General features: G+C 40.1%; 17 protein-coding genes. 14 read left to right on the forward strand and 3 right to left on the reverse strand.

Going from position 1 to position 17,043, the window contains the following annotated elements; genetic code table 11:
- Positions 1-30: 30 nt before the first annotated feature.
- Positions 31-492: a hypothetical protein gene (locus tag ACFOOI_RS17685; RefSeq protein ID WP_379839377.1), complete on the reverse strand. Its 462-nt coding sequence runs from the start codon at positions 490-492 to the stop codon at positions 31-33.
- 468 nt (positions 493-960) lie between these two features.
- The gene (locus ACFOOI_RS17690) at positions 961-1,968 is read right to left on the reverse strand and encodes an Ldh family oxidoreductase (RefSeq protein WP_379839378.1); all 1,008 of its coding nucleotides are present in this window, start codon (positions 1,966-1,968) and stop codon (positions 961-963) included.
- A gap of 97 nt (positions 1,969-2,065) precedes the next feature.
- Here ACFOOI_RS17690 and ACFOOI_RS17695 point away from each other — a divergent pair, with 97 nt between their 5' ends.
- On the forward strand, positions 2,066-2,833 hold the full coding sequence (locus ACFOOI_RS17695) for a rhamnogalacturonan acetylesterase (RefSeq protein WP_379839379.1): 768 nt from the start codon (positions 2,066-2,068) through the stop codon (positions 2,831-2,833).
- Between the two features lie 6 nt (positions 2,834-2,839).
- Complete coding sequence (locus ACFOOI_RS17700) at positions 2,840-3,970, forward strand: glycoside hydrolase family 88/105 protein (RefSeq protein WP_379839380.1); 1,131 nt, start codon at positions 2,840-2,842, stop codon at positions 3,968-3,970.
- Positions 3,971-3,975: 5 nt separating this feature from the next.
- On the opposite strand, the gene ACFOOI_RS17705 is transcribed toward ACFOOI_RS17700, so the two are convergent.
- Positions 3,976-4,314 (reverse strand): HopJ type III effector protein, encoded by a 339-nt coding sequence (locus ACFOOI_RS17705; protein WP_379839381.1) that lies wholly within the window; start codon positions 4,312-4,314, stop codon positions 3,976-3,978.
- 90 nt (positions 4,315-4,404) lie between these two features.
- On the opposite strand from ACFOOI_RS17705, the gene ACFOOI_RS17710 reads away from it, so the two are divergent.
- The 12 genes from ACFOOI_RS17710 (at position 4,405) to ACFOOI_RS17765 (ending at position 16,977) form a co-directional block, all read left to right on the forward strand.
- Positions 4,405-5,277, forward strand: coding sequence for a UbiA family prenyltransferase (locus ACFOOI_RS17710; protein WP_379839382.1), 873 nt, complete (start codon positions 4,405-4,407; stop codon positions 5,275-5,277).
- 109 nt (positions 5,278-5,386) lie between these two features.
- The gene (locus ACFOOI_RS17715; RefSeq protein WP_379839383.1) at positions 5,387-6,457 is read left to right on the forward strand and encodes a type III polyketide synthase; all 1,071 of its coding nucleotides are present in this window, start codon (positions 5,387-5,389) and stop codon (positions 6,455-6,457) included.
- A 34-nt stretch (positions 6,458-6,491) separates the two neighbouring features.
- Complete coding sequence (locus tag ACFOOI_RS17720; RefSeq protein WP_379839384.1) at positions 6,492-7,151, forward strand: methyltransferase domain-containing protein; 660 nt, start codon at positions 6,492-6,494, stop codon at positions 7,149-7,151.
- Between the two features lie 5 nt (positions 7,152-7,156).
- Positions 7,157-8,278 (forward strand): NAD(P)/FAD-dependent oxidoreductase, encoded by a 1,122-nt coding sequence (locus tag ACFOOI_RS17725; RefSeq protein WP_379839385.1) that lies wholly within the window; start codon positions 7,157-7,159, stop codon positions 8,276-8,278.
- A 147-nt stretch (positions 8,279-8,425) separates the two neighbouring features.
- The gene (locus ACFOOI_RS17730; protein ID WP_379839386.1) at positions 8,426-8,944 is read left to right on the forward strand and encodes a RidA family protein; all 519 of its coding nucleotides are present in this window, start codon (positions 8,426-8,428) and stop codon (positions 8,942-8,944) included.
- Between the two features lie 141 nt (positions 8,945-9,085).
- The gene (locus tag ACFOOI_RS17735; protein ID WP_379839387.1) at positions 9,086-10,663 is read left to right on the forward strand and encodes a GDSL-type esterase/lipase family protein; all 1,578 of its coding nucleotides are present in this window, start codon (positions 9,086-9,088) and stop codon (positions 10,661-10,663) included.
- 36 nt (positions 10,664-10,699) lie between these two features.
- On the forward strand, positions 10,700-11,104 hold the full coding sequence (locus ACFOOI_RS17740; protein WP_379839388.1) for a DUF6855 family protein: 405 nt from the start codon (positions 10,700-10,702) through the stop codon (positions 11,102-11,104).
- 256 nt (positions 11,105-11,360) lie between these two features.
- A complete protein-coding gene (locus ACFOOI_RS17745) occupies positions 11,361-12,587 on the forward strand; it encodes a cation:proton antiporter (RefSeq protein ID WP_379839389.1) in 1,227 nt (408 codons plus the stop codon).
- Positions 12,588-12,712: 125 nt separating this feature from the next.
- Positions 12,713-13,195, forward strand: coding sequence for a GNAT family N-acetyltransferase (locus tag ACFOOI_RS17750; RefSeq protein ID WP_379839390.1), 483 nt, complete (start codon positions 12,713-12,715; stop codon positions 13,193-13,195).
- 158 nt (positions 13,196-13,353) lie between these two features.
- On the forward strand, positions 13,354-15,900 hold the full coding sequence (locus ACFOOI_RS17755; RefSeq protein ID WP_379839391.1) for a 3-coathanger stack domain-containing protein: 2,547 nt from the start codon (positions 13,354-13,356) through the stop codon (positions 15,898-15,900).
- Positions 15,901-15,963: 63 nt separating this feature from the next.
- The gene (locus ACFOOI_RS17760) at positions 15,964-16,374 is read left to right on the forward strand and encodes a hypothetical protein (protein ID WP_379839392.1); all 411 of its coding nucleotides are present in this window, start codon (positions 15,964-15,966) and stop codon (positions 16,372-16,374) included.
- Positions 16,375-16,425: 51 nt separating this feature from the next.
- Positions 16,426-16,977, forward strand: a complete 552-nt coding sequence (locus tag ACFOOI_RS17765; RefSeq protein WP_379839393.1) for an isochorismatase family protein — start codon at positions 16,426-16,428, stop codon at positions 16,975-16,977.
- Positions 16,978-17,043 lie beyond the last annotated feature (66 nt).

Genomic DNA, 17,043 nt, shown 5'->3' on the forward strand with positions numbered 1-17,043 from the left:
GAGCATATGGCTGAAGGGTCTTTTATAGTTTTATTTGATTGCAAACCTGGCTGATAGCCCGAAGTTTTGAATATATAATCCCGGATAGTTTATCAGATTAAATTCTGGTTTCCAGTCAATACTCATGTTAAGTGGTATTTCGGTAAAGTTATATTCTAAGCCTACGATACCGTCAACTCCTACCTGAAAATTAGACTCAACGTAGTCTTTGTGTCTGTAATATGGAGCAGAGCCTAAGTGACCACCAAAACCATAGTACCATCTAAATCCGCCACCGTTAAATGCCGCTTGATTCCACTCAATCAATGCGGTTCCTTTTAGGCCTCTTCCAAAGCCATCAAGTAAAAACTCGGCACCTGCTTTCCCAAGTTTATTTGCTTTTAGGGTTAATCCCGGACTTCCATCAAATCTGGCTCCGACAGCGAACTTATATTGGGCCTGAACCGAAATGCTGAGTAATAATAAAAAGGTTATTTTTTGTAGGGTCTTCATAAAAATTAATTGTTTTTGATTAGATACGATAAAGTTCTCTAATTAGCCTAAGTTGGCTTTGAGAACTTAACAAAGTACTTTCTCGAAACTTAAAATAAGATTAATTCAACCTTAAATTTTTATTACTGTTAAACGGTTAATTTTTATTTTTAAAGAAAACATAGCTCAAACCTACCATTGAAGCCATTTTTTAATCATTTTGAAAAACACCCCCCTTTCATTAACTGGGTCGCCTGCCAGCGGGGCCTCCATTTTTTTTCGAAAAAAAACGGAGCAAAAAAAACTGCACCCTACAAACTCGCACAATTAAAATTCTTATTGTCAATGTTCTAAAAAAAAATATACTTCCCAAAAGAATTTTAACAGTGCTCAAACAGTGCAGGGCGATGTAATGATTTATTTTCTATTTTTTTACCTGTTTGACAGTGAATTTTTATTATACGCTTCTGCAAAAAATAATTGCACGGTTTATTCAAAAAAAACTAAAAGATTCTCGGGTATTATAATGCCTTCTTTGAGCATTAATTGTTTCTTTTTGAGTCCGTTTTCGCCGGGTAACCTAACTGGATTTTGAGGGTTAAGTGGTGTATTGTTTTTTGCATTTTCGACAAAATGTTGCATTTCAGATAAAAAATAATGCTCACCTCCAAATTTTGAAGAATCTATCACTTGTACAAATACCGAAGCACCCCATCTGCTCGGGTCGGAAACCCTTCCATGGCCGCCTAATGCTCCTGTTAGGGCTTCTATCATAATACCTAAGGCAAAGCCTTTGTAGCCGAGGTCCATGCCGCCTAAAGGCAAAACTGTGGCCGGCGGGTTGTCAAATATAGCCTGGGGGTCATCTGTAGCATTTCCGGTTTTGTCTAAAAGCCACGGTCCGCCCAGTTTTACATTATTTTTTGCGGCTCGGTTTACCACACCATTTGCGGTGGTTGACATGCTTACATCTATCAGTATAGGTTCACTTTCTGTCGGAATTCCGATAGCCAAAGGATTGGGCGAATACATGGGGATAGTACCACCAAATGGAGCTACCGCCTTATTTTTTGGGTCAGAGCAGGCCACTATTACAGTTAGGTTTTCTCGTGTAGTTTTTTCTAAAAAAGCTGCCAAGCAGGCTATGTGATGCGATTTTTGAATCGTTATGGTGCCAGTGCCGTATTCTTTGGCCATTTCGGTTGCTTTTTCTATGGCTTTCTCGGTTAGCCATGTGCCCGGCAGATAGCGTCCGTCCCAGGCTTCGGCCACAATGGTTTTGTTGAGCACTTCGTAGCTCCCGGTCTTTTCCATGGTGCCGCCTGCGAGTTCGTCTAAGTAGGCTTGCACCAATGCCAAGCCGTGTGTGGTATGCCCCAAAAGTTCTCCTTCGGTCAAGATTTCGGCTATAGATTTAGCCTTTTCGGTATCCAAACCTGCTTCTTTAAATTTTTTTGTGAGGGTTGAAATTATTTCTTCGTAACTTTTCTTTATCATTCTTTGGCTAGTGTTTTATCTATTTCTTATTTTAGAAAACAAGATAGCACAGAAGACTTAATTTTGAAACGGAATGTACATTTATTGAAAAACAGATATGTTTAGATTGTTAGTATTTTTAATCTTGGGGTTATTTTTTTCTCCAAAACCAAAACCTACGCTATTTTTAATAGGTGACAGCACCGTAAAAACGGGACAAGGAAAAGGCGAAAGCGATATGTGGGGATGGGGGAGTGTGCTCGATGCCAAGTTTGATACCACTAAAATAAACATAGAAAACCATGCGATTGGTGGCCGTAGTAGTCGCACGTTTTTAACGGATGGTAGGTGGGAACCACTTTTGGCTAAATTTCAAAAAGGGGATTATTTGATTATGCAGTTTGGTCATAATGACGACTGGGCCATCAATGACACCCTAAGAGCACGAGGAACCATAAAAGGCATAGGAGAAGAATCTGTAGAAATTGATAATGTAATCACTAAAAAACACGAATTGGTACATACTTTTGGGTGGTATATGCGAAAATTTGCGACTGAAGCTCAGGCCAAAGGCGTGGAGGTTTTTATCTGTTCGCCTGTACCGAGAAATAATTTCGAAGGAAATAAAATAAAAAGAACCGTAGAATATTACCCCAAATGGGCGGCCGAAGTAGCCAAACAGACCCATAGCCATTTTATAGATTTGCACGAAAGTTCGGCTGAGGTTTACGAAAGTTTGGGTACGGGAAAAGTTAAAGAACTATATTTTACCCAAAAAGATAACACCCATACCAATTTGGCAGGAGCAAAGCTAAACGCTGAAAATGTGGCTTTAGGTATTAAAAATACAAATAAAACCACGCTGAAGAGATATTTACTAAAATAGAAAAAAATGAAATTGAAACGCCTTAATTTATTTGTAATATTTTTTATTGGAATGAGTTTGCATGCCTTGGCTCAACGGACTCCTACCAAAAAAAGTGTGATAGATGTGATGGAGAAAACCAACGCATATTTTATGCGTGTTTGGCCAGATCCTGCTCAAAAAATAGTCTCTGATAAAGTACGAACCTCCAATCTTTGGACCCGCGGTGTGTATTACGAAGGCTTGGTAGATTTCAATAAAATTGCACCAGATAGTGCCTATTTAAAGTATATGTTAGATTGGGCAGAGGGCAATAATTGGAGTTTAAGATTCGGGCGGAATTCGAGACATGCCGACCCGATGTGTGCAGGTCAAACCTATTTGGATTTGTACCAACAAGACCCTCAGTCGCACAAGATTTTGGAGATACAGTATGCGGTAGATATGATGACGTACTCAGACAAAGCCGACGACTGGACTTGGATAGATGCATTGCAGATGGCGATGCCGGTATTCGCAAAGCTATCGGTCATGAAAAACGATGCCCGTTACAGCGAAAAAATGTATGATTTATATATACATTCAAAAAACATAGAAGGCGGTGGATTGTATAACTCAGCAGAGAAGCTTTGGTGGAGAGACAAAGATTTTGTGCCGCCATATAAAACGCCGGGCGGTCAAAACTGCTATTGGTCACGTGGGAATGGTTGGGTTATTGCGGCTTTGGCTCGTGTGATGGATATTTTGCCAGAAACTGACCCGCATTATCAAGAATACAAAACGACCTACCTAGAAATGATGGACGCACTGCTTCCACTTCAGCGGAAAGACGGTTTCTGGAATGTGTCGCTCACTGATCCGAGTGATTTCGGTGGGCCAGAATTATCCGGCACGGCACTGTTTGTGTATGGCTACGCTTGGGGAATAAACAAAGGATGGCTTTCAGAAGAAAAGTACTTATCTCCGGCACTAAAAGGCTGGAATGCCATGACAAAAAAATGTGTTCACAAAGACGGCATGCTCGGCTATGTGCAGTCCACGGGCAAAGAGCCCAAAGATGGGCAGCCACTTAGCTACGATAAAAAAGCAAATTTTGAAGACTACGGTTTGGGGTGTTTTTTATTAGCGGGAAGCCAAATATATCACCTAAGCAAATAAGCCAATTATAATGGCCTAAGTGCTTCTCCTTCGTAGTTTATGCCGTCCCATCCGAAGCTCATGAAGTTTCTGATATTGGCGTGGTCTTCCCCTTCAGGATTACCCAAAACATCGTTTCTGTAATAGTCTCCAAAACAGGTTAGGGTTTCCTCTTTGCTAAGGTTTTGGAGCTTCGCGAAGGCAAAAACCTTGCATGAACCTGAGTTTTGACCGGCTTCGTTAACAGCGTTTCCATTCGTGAACTTTGTGGGAGTAAACGCATAGTTTGCATCTATGGCACTTATAATTTCTTGGAAATTTACTTCGCTAGGCGAGTTCTTTATTTTCGATATTAATTCTTTCAATGTATTTTCTTTTTTGCAAAAATAAGGCAATCGCACAATATTCAGATTATTTTCTTCTAATTTGTACACACAAATCTTCTTTAACCTACTATGAGTCCAAAAGATATTTTTTTACACCTTAGGTTTCCATTTTCGTTTTTTTTGATGCCCATTTATTGGTTGGCACTTAGTCAGCAGCAGGCAGGGTACACCTTTGTCAATATTCTGATTTTTATTGTATTACATATCTGTATTTATCCGGCTTCTAATGCCTATAACAGCTATTTTGACAAAGACGAAGGCAGTATCGGAGGGCTAGAAAATCCACCTAAAGTGGACCGTAAACTCTGGAAAGCCGCCAATTATTTCGATGCGGCGGGTATTTTAATCGCCTTTTTTATGGTTGATCGCTTTTTTGGGCTTGGGGTTTTGTTTTATGTGGCGGTGAGTAGAATGTACAGCTACACCGGTGTTAGGTTAAAAAAATATGCGGTAATCAGTTGGCTCATTGTGGGTTTATTTCAAGGGGCTTTGGTGTTTTTTTTAGTGTTTACTTTTGGTCAAAAGTTAAATCCTGTAGAGTTTTTGGAGGCAACTACTCAAGCCGGAGAACCGGCATATTTGGGGGCAATCATGTCAGCATTTATCCTGTGGGCGGTTTATCCGCTTACGCAAGTGTATCAACATGAGGCTGACTCAAAAAGCGGCGATCGAACCATTAGCATGCTTTTGGGGGTTAAAGGTACTTTTGTTTTCAGTATGATTTTCTTTGCCTTTGCGTTTGTGGTGGCGTACCTATTTTTGCCTGCCTTTGAGTTTTATCGTTTCGTAGGTTTCTCGCTTCCGGTGGCTGGTTTTCTAAATATTTGGTTTGTGAAGGTCCTGAAAGACCAAAGCATGGCGGACTTTAAACACACTATGCAGCTCAATGTGTTGTCGTCAGTGATGCTTAATATTTGTTTTTTGCTTAATATTTTATGGTAAAAAACACGTAAGTAAAGCAAAACAATAAAAAACAAAAGCATTTTTAATCGGTTTGTCTTTTTGGTGACATCGAAAAAGCGACGAAGCCGTAAATTTTCCAAAAATAATTATGAGCGTAATAACACATATAGGTACGGCCGTTCCTGCATATTGTAATCAGCAGTCAGATATCCGCGACTTTATGTTGGGTATTTCTCAAGCCAGCGATTACGAAAAAAGAAGGTTGAGGCTAATGTATGCCAAGTCAGGAATAGACCAAAGATATTCGGTAGTAAAAGATTATGCATGCGATATAAATGAGCGAACGTTTTTTCCTAAAACACAAGACTTAGAACCATTTCCATCGGTAGAAAAAAGGATGGGCATATATGGCGAAAACGCTACCAAATTAGGGGTGTCGGCTTTTGAAGATGCGGGAATTGGAACAGATTATTCAAGTATTACACATTTGATAAGCGTTTCGTGTACGGGAATGTCTGCTCCTGGTTTAGATGTTAGTTTGGTAGAGAGCTTAGGGCTTTCGCCCGAAATAGTACGAACATCCGTAAATTTTATGGGCTGCTATGCGGCCATTCATGCACTCAAACTGGCGGATGCATTTTGTAAATCAGAGGCAAATGCCAAGGTGCTCATTGTGTTAGTAGAATTGTGTACCCTTCATTTTCAAAAAGAAGATACTTTAGATTATCAAATGTCAAACTTACTTTTTGGCGACGGGGCTGCAGCTTGTTTGGTTCAAAACCACGGTGAGGGATTTGATATCACCTCTTTTTATTCGAAACTATATCTCGAAGCCCAAGACACCATGGCGTGGCATATTAGTTCTACTGGTTTTTTGATGAGTCTAAAAACCGAAGTGCCGGAGGTAGTAGAGCAAAATATCAAAGAGTTTGTGGAGTCAGCTTTACACAAGTCAGGTCAAAAAATAAGCGATATAGATGCTTGGGCCATACACCCAGGAGGTAGAAAAATAGTGGAAGCCACTGGTAAAGCCTTGGCATTGAATGCCACAGATTTGGGTGAGTCATATGGCGTACTCAAAGACTTCGGTAACATGTCGTCATGTACGTTAGTATTTATTTTAAAACGAATGATGGCTAAATCTGCAAAAAAAGTCTTTGTGGCGGGGTTTGGACCAGGGATAACCATGGAAAGTATTTCTTTGCAAAAAATAGGATAAATGGCTACATTTAGTTCGAAATCAATCAATTAGGATGAAAAAAAGCAGGGAGTTAGAACTTTTAGACGCAGAGCACATTCCAAAAGAAGCACTTTATCAAAACCTGAAGGAGTTAAAAACAATCAATAGCTTATTGGGCGGGCACAAAGCGGTTTTGAGCGGATACATGAATTTTTATGCCTACGCCAACTATAAAATACTAGAAATCGGCTCAGGCGGTGGAGATAATTTGGGCATGTTAAAAAAGAAATTTCCGAATAACACGTATGCCGGATTAGACCTAAAGGAAGATTGTATAAGCTACAGTAAGTTGCAGGATGCTAACATAAACTGGATTCAAGAAAACTACAAACACCATACACCCGAAAAACCATACGATATCATATTTAACTCGCTTTTTTGTCATCACTTTTCTGATTATGAGCTAGTTGAGATGTTAGTTTGGATGAATAAAAATTCAAAAAAAGGTTTTTTTATTGCGGACTTACATCGACATTGGCTGGCCTATTATTCTATAAAGTTTTTAACAAAGGTATTCTCAAAATCGTATTTGGTAAAAAATGACGCACCCCTATCGGTTAAGCGTGGTTTTACCCGAAGCGAATGGGAGAAACTACTGGAAAGGGCAGGTATTCAGGATTACAGTATTCGCTGGGTGTGGGCGTTTAGGTATGTTATAACTGTTTACAAATAAGGCATATGGATACTCAAAAGCAATACGATTTGGCTGTAGTAGGGGGTGGACTTGCAGGGCTTAGTTTGGCTATTTTACAAGCCAAAGCAGGTAAAAGGGTTGTACTTTTTGAGAAAAATAAATATCCTTTTCATAGAGTTTGTGGCGAGTATATCAGCCTTGAGTCCTGGGACTTTCTAAATTATTTGGGACTAAACCTTGAACAACTAAGTCTGCCCATAATTAAAAAACTGCACGTATCTTCTCCTAAAGGAACGGTGCTTTCAGCTCCGCTCACCTTGGGAGGTTTTGGCGTAAGTAGGTATTTTTTGGACCAAAAGCTAGTAGAAATAGCTCGAAAACTGGGTGTAGACATTCATGAAGGCACCACTGTAAAACAGATAGAAGAGACTTCAAGTGGATTTGAAATAGCCGCGGATGCTTTGCGAATTTCGGCAAAGATGGCGGTTGGAGCTTTTGGCAAAAGGTCTAATTTAGATGTAAACTGGAAGCGAGAGTTTATCAATAAAAACCGTACATCGCTCAATCAGTTTGTGGGCGTTAAGTATCACATTGATTTTGATTTTGCGAAAGACACCATAGCTCTGCATAACTTTAAAGACGGCTATTGCGGTATCTCGGCCATCGAAGGCGATAAATATTGCCTCTGCTACCTGACCACCAAGAAAAACTTAAAACTAGCAGGAAATAGCATTGAAAAACTAGAGTCACAGATTTTGTCCAAAAATCCGTATTTAAAAAACATATTTCAAAATGCAACCAAACTGTGGGATGCACCCGAAGTAATTTCACAAATCAGTTTCGAAAAAAAACAGGCCTTTTACCAACATATCCCTTTGGCAGGTGACGCTTCAGGCATGATAGCTCCGCTTTGTGGCAATGGAATGAGCATGGCGTTTCACGGAGCGTTGCTTCTCAATGAGTCCTTGCTTTCAGGGCAAAGCCTCGACGATTATCAGCAAAAATGGAACAAGCAGTTTGCGGTCAGACTCAGAGCAGGGCGAATAGTGCAGAGACTCTTTGGCAACGAAATTACAACGGACCTGTTGGTTCGTAGTCTTACGTACTTCCCTTCGCTTACGCAAAAAATAATCGGACTTACGCATGGTAGTATTATAAAGGTGTAATAATTGGCTTTTTACAAGACTTTTTAAGATGAAGGCCCTTTTTTAAAAAAAATCCGCTCGGTTTTATTTTAGTTTTTCTCCAAAAACAATAGATTAGAAATTAATTTCACTTTATTTTCAAAAGAAAACCGCTCTAAACTTTAAAACATGAAATATTTCTTCAGTTTATTTCTCGTTTTTGGCCTACTTCAAATTAGCCTTGGGCAGCAAGTAGAGCAAAAGCTCAAAGAGCTAAAGATCGAGTTACCGACGGTATCAAAACCAATAGCCAACTACGTTACAGCTAACCGAGTAGGAAACCTGATTTACTTGTCGGGCAAAGGTCCTCAAAATGCGGACGGTAGCTATATAAAAGGAAAGTTAGGTAAAGACATGAGTATAGAAGAAGGTCAAAAAGCTGCGAGAATAACCGGAATCATGCTTTTGGCTGCTTTAAAATCAGAAATCGGCGATTTAGACAAAGTAAAAAGTATTGTAAAAGTGCTAGGCATGGTAAACTGTACACCCGATTTTGAAAGTCAACCGATGGTGATAAACGGATTTTCTAACTTGATGGTGGAGGTTTTCGGAGAAAAAGGAAAACATGCCCGCAGTGCAGTAGGAGTGGCGGCCTTGCCATTTGGAATGCCCGTAGAAATAGAAATGATAGTGGAGGTGATGCCTTAAAAAAAAACGATATTTAAATATACCTATAGATAAATTTTGAAAGGGTCAGAAGTTTTTTTTCTGGCTCTTTTTTTTGTGATTGTTAACAAATGAAATAAAATATTTCTAATTTCATGGATAATTATTCAACCAAAATATTCTATGAAATTTAAAACTTGCCTGCTACTTTTCTGTAGCTTTCTCACATTTGCCCAAAAAGAAATTAAACTATATAATGGGCCAGCTCCAGGCTCAGAAAATTGGACACGAGTAGAGAAATCTACATTTGGCCCAGATTCTAACCTGATTGTGTATAATGTGGTAGACCCCACTTTAACGATGTATTTGCCCGAGAAAAAAAATGCCACGGGAACTGCAATGTTGATTGCCCCAGGTGGAGCTTTTCATATACTTTCTATGGATTCTGAAGGGCACAAAGTAGCCAAAATGTTACAAAGCAAAGGTGTGGCCGCGTTTGTGCTAAAGTATAGATTGTCAGAAATAAAGACCGATAATCCCTTCGCGGAAGTCATGCAATTGATAGGAAACAGTAAAAAACTGGATGAAATAAATGCTCCAACCATAGAAATGGACATCAAAGATGCCCAAACGGCATTAACGTATATCAGGGCTAATGCCGAAGAATTTGATATCAATATCGACAAAGTGGGTATGATGGGTTTTTCGGCTGGAGGAACGCTCACGTTGGGCACTTTCTATGCCTCGCCACAAAATCAAAAGCCAAATTTTATAGCTCCCATTTATCCATATATTCCTGCGGTAGATTATCTCAAAAAAGTACCCACTTCGCCTACGCCTATTTTTATTGCCTTGGCTTCTGACGATCAGCTGGGTTTTGCTCCTGCTAATACACAGCTGTATTTAGACTGGCACAAAGCCGGTAACCCTGCCGAGCTGCACGTGTATGAAAAAGGCGGTCATGGATTTGGTATGAATGTCAAAAATATACCGACAGATACCTGGCACGAGCGACTAACTGACTGGATGAAAGCACAAGGGCTTTTGAGTAGAAAACACAAGGCAGATTGGGAAAAGCCATATACAGATTTGCAGCTAGAAGAAATGGCCAAAGCACAGGCCCTCAAACGCTCACGTGATTTTGCTAATCTCGAAAAATATAGAGAGGCAAATGCGGCTTTAGAGGTGCCAAGCAAAACCAAAAAGCGAGTGGTTTTTACGGGAGATTCTATAACAGAAGGTTGGGTAAGGGCTGATCCTGAGTTTTTTAAAGAAAACAATTTTGAAGGAAGAGGCATTAGCGGCCAAACGTCGCCACAGACCTTATTGCGTTTTCAGCAGGATGTAGTGGAGTTAAAGCCAGAGGTGGTAGTTATCAATATCGGGATAAACGACATAGCCGAAAACACAGGCGACTATATGGAGTATTACACGTTAGGAAACTACAGGTCTATGATAGCCGTGGCCAAGGCAAATAATATAAAAGTGGTGCTTGCCTCGGTGATGCCAGCGTATCAGTTTCCATGGAGAAAAGAGATAAAAGATGTGCCAGCAAAGGTGATTTCGCTTAACAAAGGAATTAAGAAGTTAGCAGACGAAAACGGCTTGGTGTATCTCGACTATTTTAATGCTTTAAAAGACGAAAGAAACGGATTGAGCAAAGAAATGGCGGGCGACGGCGTACATCCAACATTACCTTGTTATAAAATAATGGAGAAAATGGCTAAAGAAGCAATAGGGAAGGCAATGGTCAAAAAGTAAAAGATATTTTTTGCAATTAATAAACCAATTAAAATCATGGCAGAAGTAGGATCAAAAGAAAACCCTTGGAAACTCCAAACACCACCTTTATCATCAGAATATGATATGTATAAAGAGCAAAAAGACGGCAAGGACGTGATAGTTTGTGTGGTAGGAAAAACCACTCTTCTCTATGATTTTAATTGTATTGCAGATTTACACCAAATGCTAAAGCAGCATAATGACTGGATGGAGCTAGGCAGTGCAGACGAGCAGAAACCCGCCAAAGAAGGCACAGTGGAAGCATGGGGCAGGTCAGAAAGTAATCCGGTAGGTGGGTGGTATGGACTTAAGAAGGGTCTTCGAGGTAGATTTGGTATGTATATCCCACCTTTAATGGAACTCCTTGGTCTGGCAGAAGTAACACACGAAAAACGCGGTAACAAAATGAGGGCTATTTAAAGCCCTTTTTTTATACCCTTTTTTATATGAAATGGTTCGGGGATATTGGTTTTTCGAAATATTATTTTGGACTATTTAATTATAAAAAATAATAACAATTAGATTATTTCAGAATTAAAAATAATACGAATCCATTTATATAATTTTGCGAATTAGTTTCAATGTGATTTTTGTAAAAGCAGGAAAAACCTTGAATCGAATGACTTGAACAAACTACTATAAAATCGAGCTGTAAATATTTCATTAACTGAAACCTATGAATCTAGAATTAGCTCAGTTCGAACTCCCCTTTTTTACTAATCTCCTTATACTTTTGGTGACTGCTAGGCTTTTCGGTGAGCTATTTGAGCGGTTTAAACAACCCGCCATGATAGGCGAAATAGTGGCAGGAATTGTATTAGGTCCAAGTGTACTAAACCTAGTTCACCGCACCCACGACATAGAGGTTATTTCTGAGCTAGGCGTGTTTATGTTGGTTATTATCGCCGGTTTAGAAATCAATATCGACGAAATACTGAAGTCGTTTAAGGGCAAGAATATCTTCATTTCCTTTTCAGCGTTTTTCATTCCTGTGCTAAGTGGCATTTGGCTTGGGGTAGTTTTTAAACAAGACCTAATGACCACTGCGTTTATTAGCTTGTGTGTGGCTATAACGGCACTGCCAGTAAGCATTCGGATACTTATGGACCTCGGTAAACTCAATACCGAAGTGGGGCAAAAAATTATCTCGGTGGCTATCTTTGACGATGTTTTGGCATTGTCTATTCTGGGAGTTTTGCTTAATCTCAAAAACACAGATTTGTCTTTTGGAGCTGTAGCTGAGGTGGCTTCTATTTCTATTTTAAAACTTTTACTCTTTATCGCGATATTGAGTGCCAGTTATTTTGTACTTCAAAAAATCACAAACAAAGGAAATTATGTAGAATTATATTTAGACAAAATCCTTTCGGTTATTCGAGGTAAGGAGTCTTTGTTTGCCTTGTTTTTTATATTCATACTTTTGTTTTCTACCATCACCGAAACCCTCGGGTTTCATTTTATAATCGGGGCGTTTTTTGCGGCAATGCTCATCAGCGAGAAAGTGGTTGGGAGCGTGCATCTCAAAACGGTTGAAAAAACAACGAGCAGTTTGGCGATGGGATTTTTAGCTCCCATATTTTTTGCTGGAATCGGATTAGAATTCAACTTTTCGGCCATTCAAAACTATAGTTTATTGGCTGGAATACTGGCAGTATCGTATTTTTCAAAAATACTAGGTGGGCTATTTGGAGGATATTTGGCCGGGTTGGAAAACCGCATCTCTCTAATTTTAGGAATAGGACTAAATGCCCGTGGAATAATGGAGCTCGTTATTGTCAATATTGCCTTTAAGGCAGGTTATATCAATGCCGAAATCTTCTCGATTTTAATCGTAATGGGTGTGCTCACTACACTTACTACGCCTATAATGCTAAAGTGGAGTTTTAATAGATTCAAAATCTAAGGTTTGATTTATATCAAAATAAAGGTCAAAAAATATTGTAAAAAACAAAGTCTTTTATTCTTACTTTTGGAATCAATTAGTGATATGACTTTAATTTTTTGTATCTAAAATAAAAAAAGAACCTTTTGAAATTAAGAAAAGCCACTCAGGCCGACTATGACCAAGTCTGGGAAATATTCAAAGCCGTGATATCAACGGGGGATACCTATGTTTTTGACCCAAATACAGCTAAAGAAGACTTACAAAAACACTGGTTTGCAGACTACATGGATACGTTTGTGGTGGAGGAGCAGGGCAAAATATTAGGAACTTATATAATCAAACCCAACCAAATTGACTTTGGAAACCACATAGCAAACTGTAGCTACATGGTAAGCCCCAATGCTCAGGGCAAAGGCGTAGGCAAGTTGCTCTGTGAGCATTCGCTCGCATTTGGAAAAGAAAAAGGCTACAGGGCCATACAATTTAATATTGTAGTAAGCACAAACATAGCTGCCGTAAAACTTTGGCAAAAATACGGCTTCCAGATTATCGGAACCACACCGGAGGCATTTCGCCACCACTCACTCGGTTTTGTAGATGCGTATATTATGTATAAGCGGTTGTGAATTTTTTTAATAAAGACTTTAAGTTGGTTAATAAAAACCTACCCAATTCAGCACAAAAACAAGCACCTATCAAATGCTGCCACTTGATAAATAATAATTGCAATTAGCTCAGGTTTTGGCTAAATTTGAATAAGTTCCCCTATGCAAACGGCTATGCTATGAAAAAAAATCTCCTTGTTTTATGTCTTGTCATTTTGTCAATTCAGACTTTTGCCCAAGTAAAAACCGAAAAAATAACCGCAATAGGACAAGCCACCATAAACTTATCTGAGGTATCAAAAAATTTCGCTAGGCAGACAGAAGTCTTTAGTATTCCGGATATGAGTAATTCTACGCCCAAAATCATACCGTTGCCACGTAAATATCCAGACAGTCAGTCGGTTGAGTTTTATAAAGGCCCAAGTTATGCTGCTAAAACCTTAAACACGGTTTCGAGTGTAACTTCTCCTGCACCGAGTTTTAATTTTACAGGATTTGTAGACAATATCTCAAGTATTCCGCCTGATGTTCACGGGGCAGTGGGGCCAAATCATGTAGTTACAACTTTAAATGCACGAGTTATCATTCATAATAAAACCACAGGGGCGGTTATTTCTTCTGTCTCATTAGATAATTTTTGGAGTGGGTTAAACAGTGGCAGTTTTACTGCGGACGCATTTGACCCCAAAATATATTATGACCCATTTAGCAACCGATGGGTTTTTGTGGCTTGCGGAAACTCCCGCTCACCGGAGTCTTCGCTTTTGCTTGGTGTAAGTGCAAACACCGACCCTACGGGTGATTGGAATCTCTATCGATTTGATGTGGATGCTACCGATGTCAATTGGTTTGACTATCCGAGTTGTGGGTATAACAAAAACTGGTTTGTGGTCACAGGGAATATTTTTCCGACGGTTTCAGGGCCATTTGTGGGGGTTAAAATTTTTGTCTTTGACAAAACAGATTTATATAATGCTGGTGCTTTGTCAGTTACTACTTTTGACGATGAGGACGGCTTCACCATAGTACCTGCAGAAACCTTCGATAATTCCTTAAATACCCTCTACATGATGGAGGAATACTCTGGTGATGGGTACTGGCGAATGACCCAAATAACGGGTACAGGCCCGAGCCCCACATATTCTGTTTTAGGTGGAATTAGCATCGGGGCTGCCAATGAATATAGTTATACTTCGGGTGCTGCCAATAGCAGCTCTTTGCCTCAGTTGGGTTCTGTAAACAAAATTTCGTCAAACGACGCCCGAATACAGAATATGGTGTATAGGAATGGGTTTCTTTGGGCTACGCAAACAGTTTTTAAAGGCAACACCGTGCCAAAGCCCGCTGCCGTTCAGTGGCTTAAGTTTAACACCTCGCCTTCGTTGTCACTCAATCAGTTTGGTAGGGTAGATGACCCCACCAATGCGGTCCAGTTTGCCTATCCAAGTATAACGGTTAATGCCAACGACGACGTTTTGTTGGGGTTTTCTAAGTTTTCTGATAGTCAGTATGCCAGTGCGGCGTATGCGTATAGGAAGTCGAGTGATGCGGCAGGCACTATGCAAGACCCGTATCAATATAAAACCGGAGAGGCTCCCTATTTTAAAACCTACGGAGGCACTCGTAATCGCTGGGGAGACTACAGTGTAACCGCCATTGATCCATCAAACGACCTTGATTTTTGGACCCAACAAGAGTTTGCTTCTACCCCAACTACTGGTGGTACGGTGTATGACAGATGGGCCACCCAATGGGCCAAAGTGTGTGGTACACCCGACCAACCCGATGCATTTACGGTTTCAAGTGCGACGGTTTGTTCGGGTCAAAATGCGGTGCTTTATACTGCTTCTGCAGTTTCTGGAGCCACGAGTTATACCTGGCAATTTTCCGGAACTGGGGCTACATTTAGCAGTACTACCAATAGCGTCAGCATTTCATTCTCTCCAAGTGCTACTTCGGGTACTTTGAGCGTAACCGCTAATAATAGCTGTGGCCAAAGCACAGCTTTAACTTTGGCTATATCCGTGAGCGAAATCCCTGCTACACCCGGTGCTTTTACAACATCTACCACCCCAGTTTGCAAAGGTCAGAACGCCGTGGCGTATGCTGTTGCAAGTGTGAGTGGAGCCACAAGTTACACATGGGGGTATTCGGGAAGTGGAGCTACTATATCGGGTACTACCAATAGCGTAAGCGTTTCATTCTCTCCAAGTGCTACTTCGGGGAGTTTGAGTGTTGTGGCTAACAATGCAACTTGCTCGAGCTCACCTCAAACCTTGGCCATTAATGTAAACGATGTGCCAGCGGTGCCCGTAATTTCAACAAATAAAATCAAGATTTGCTCGGGCTTGGGTGCTATTCTTACGGCTACGGGTTGTTCGGGAACTGTTATTTGGTCAAATGGTGCTAGTGGAAACACCATAACCGTAACACCTACCGAAAACGCAATTTATAATGCTTATTGCAGTGCCATTCCGTGTGCCAACTCTGGGCCTTCAAACAGTATTTCTATTACGGTTATACCCCAAAGTCTCGCGGTTAGCTCTGCTACTCCGGCTCCTTTTGAGGCTACCGAACATATCACCACTACGGGCTCTGTAACTATTTCAGGTAATAAAACATACAAAGCCGGTAAAAGTATACTGTTAAGTCCATCGCCTACTACTACAATTGGTACAAGTCCGGGGGCTATTTTTGAAGCAAAAATAGAAGGATGTAACTATTGATAAACGGGTTACAACTTTTTTGCATGAAAAAGAATCATCATTATGAAACAAAACAATACGAATATGAAAACGAATAAAATTTGGGTGTTTTTGAGTTTGTGGAGTTTAATATTAATTGCGTGTGGCAGCGATGTCGTGACTCCTGATACGGGAGCCTTAGAAATAAAGATAACCGTAGGGCCGCTATGTCCGGTAGAGCCATGCAATAAAACCAAAGATGAGCTCAAACAGATATATGAAACCTACAGCGTGGTGTTATCAAACGAGCAAACAAAAAATGTGGTTTCTACTCAAAAAGTAAGCTCCGTAGAGACCTACGGCGAAGTCAAAATGGCAAATCTGCCGGTTGGGGAGTATGAACTAACTATAAAACCTTCCAATTTATTTACCAGTCAAAATTTCCCCAAAAAAGTAGGAATAGAAAAAGATAAAACCACGAGTCTTCAAATAGATATCGATACCGGTATTCGTTGAGGTTTTAATAGAAAGAAATTCTATTTTGTGTTTCACAAACAAATACCCTACATGGCAAATACCCAAAAAGCACTATTGATTATTGACATGCAGAAGGGCTCTTTTAACGCCTCTTCGCCTCGGCTGGATACTGATGGTGTAGTTTTTAGAATAAATGCACTTGCCGCTATTTTTAGAGAAAAGAATTTACCCGTAATTTTTATTCAGCACGACGGCACAGGTTCAGGCGATTTTGAGAAAAATACCACATCGTGGGAGCTTTTAGATGAACTTGACGTGTATGCTAGCGATATTTTGTTTGATAAATATGCCAACGACGTATTTTACGAATCGGGTTTTCAGTCGAAACTAAACGAATTGGGAGTAGGCGAACTATATATCACAGGCTGTGCCACAGAATTTTGTGTAGAATCTAGCATTCAGTCTGCTTTGGTAAAAGACTACAACATTACAGTGGTTTCAGATGGCCACACCACCGCCGACCGGCCGCATTTGGATGCCGAAAAAATAATAGAACACTACAACTGGGTTTGGCAAGACATGGTGCCCACCAAAGGACGCATAGAAGTAAAGCCATTTGATGAGATTGTGGTTGGTTTTTGACAAATAAAAGACGGTCCTTACTGTTTGGTTGGTTCTATAAGGTTATCTAATCATTGTTTTTTTTGA

Source organism: Lacihabitans lacunae (genome assembly GCF_042649125.1).
Taxonomy (GTDB): domain Bacteria; phylum Bacteroidota; class Bacteroidia; order Cytophagales; family Spirosomataceae; genus Leadbetterella; species Leadbetterella lacunae.

Bases quoted from the DNA above. Each gene is read 5' to 3' on its own strand.
- ACFOOI_RS17695 (WP_379839379.1), top strand. From the start codon at position 2,066: ATGTTTAGATTGTTAGTATTTTTAATCTTGGGGTTATTTTTTTCTCCA.
- ACFOOI_RS17745 (WP_379839389.1), top strand. From the start codon at position 11,361: ATGAATCTAGAATTAGCTCAGTTCGAACTCCCCTTTTTTACTAATCTC.
- ACFOOI_RS17720 (WP_379839384.1), top strand. From the start codon at position 6,492: ATGAAAAAAAGCAGGGAGTTAGAACTTTTAGACGCAGAGCACATTCCA.
- ACFOOI_RS17740 (WP_379839388.1), top strand. From the start codon at position 10,700: ATGGCAGAAGTAGGATCAAAAGAAAACCCTTGGAAACTCCAAACACCA.
- ACFOOI_RS17700 (WP_379839380.1), top strand. From the start codon at position 2,840: ATGAAATTGAAACGCCTTAATTTATTTGTAATATTTTTTATTGGAATG.
- ACFOOI_RS17685 (WP_379839377.1), bottom strand. From the start codon at position 492: ATGAAGACCCTACAAAAAATAACCTTTTTATTATTACTCAGCATTTCG.
- ACFOOI_RS17755 (WP_379839391.1), top strand. From the start codon at position 13,354: ATGAAAAAAAATCTCCTTGTTTTATGTCTTGTCATTTTGTCAATTCAG.
- ACFOOI_RS17715 (WP_379839383.1), top strand. From the start codon at position 5,387: ATGAGCGTAATAACACATATAGGTACGGCCGTTCCTGCATATTGTAAT.
- ACFOOI_RS17725 (WP_379839385.1), top strand. From the start codon at position 7,157: ATGGATACTCAAAAGCAATACGATTTGGCTGTAGTAGGGGGTGGACTT.
- ACFOOI_RS17760 (WP_379839392.1), top strand. From the start codon at position 15,964: ATGAAAACGAATAAAATTTGGGTGTTTTTGAGTTTGTGGAGTTTAATA.
- ACFOOI_RS17735 (WP_379839387.1), top strand. From the start codon at position 9,086: ATGAAATTTAAAACTTGCCTGCTACTTTTCTGTAGCTTTCTCACATTT.
- ACFOOI_RS17690 (WP_379839378.1), bottom strand. From the start codon at position 1,968: ATGATAAAGAAAAGTTACGAAGAAATAATTTCAACCCTCACAAAAAAA.
- ACFOOI_RS17765 (WP_379839393.1), top strand. From the start codon at position 16,426: ATGGCAAATACCCAAAAAGCACTATTGATTATTGACATGCAGAAGGGC.
- ACFOOI_RS17730 (WP_379839386.1), top strand. From the start codon at position 8,426: ATGAAATATTTCTTCAGTTTATTTCTCGTTTTTGGCCTACTTCAAATT.
- ACFOOI_RS17710 (WP_379839382.1), top strand. From the start codon at position 4,405: ATGAGTCCAAAAGATATTTTTTTACACCTTAGGTTTCCATTTTCGTTT.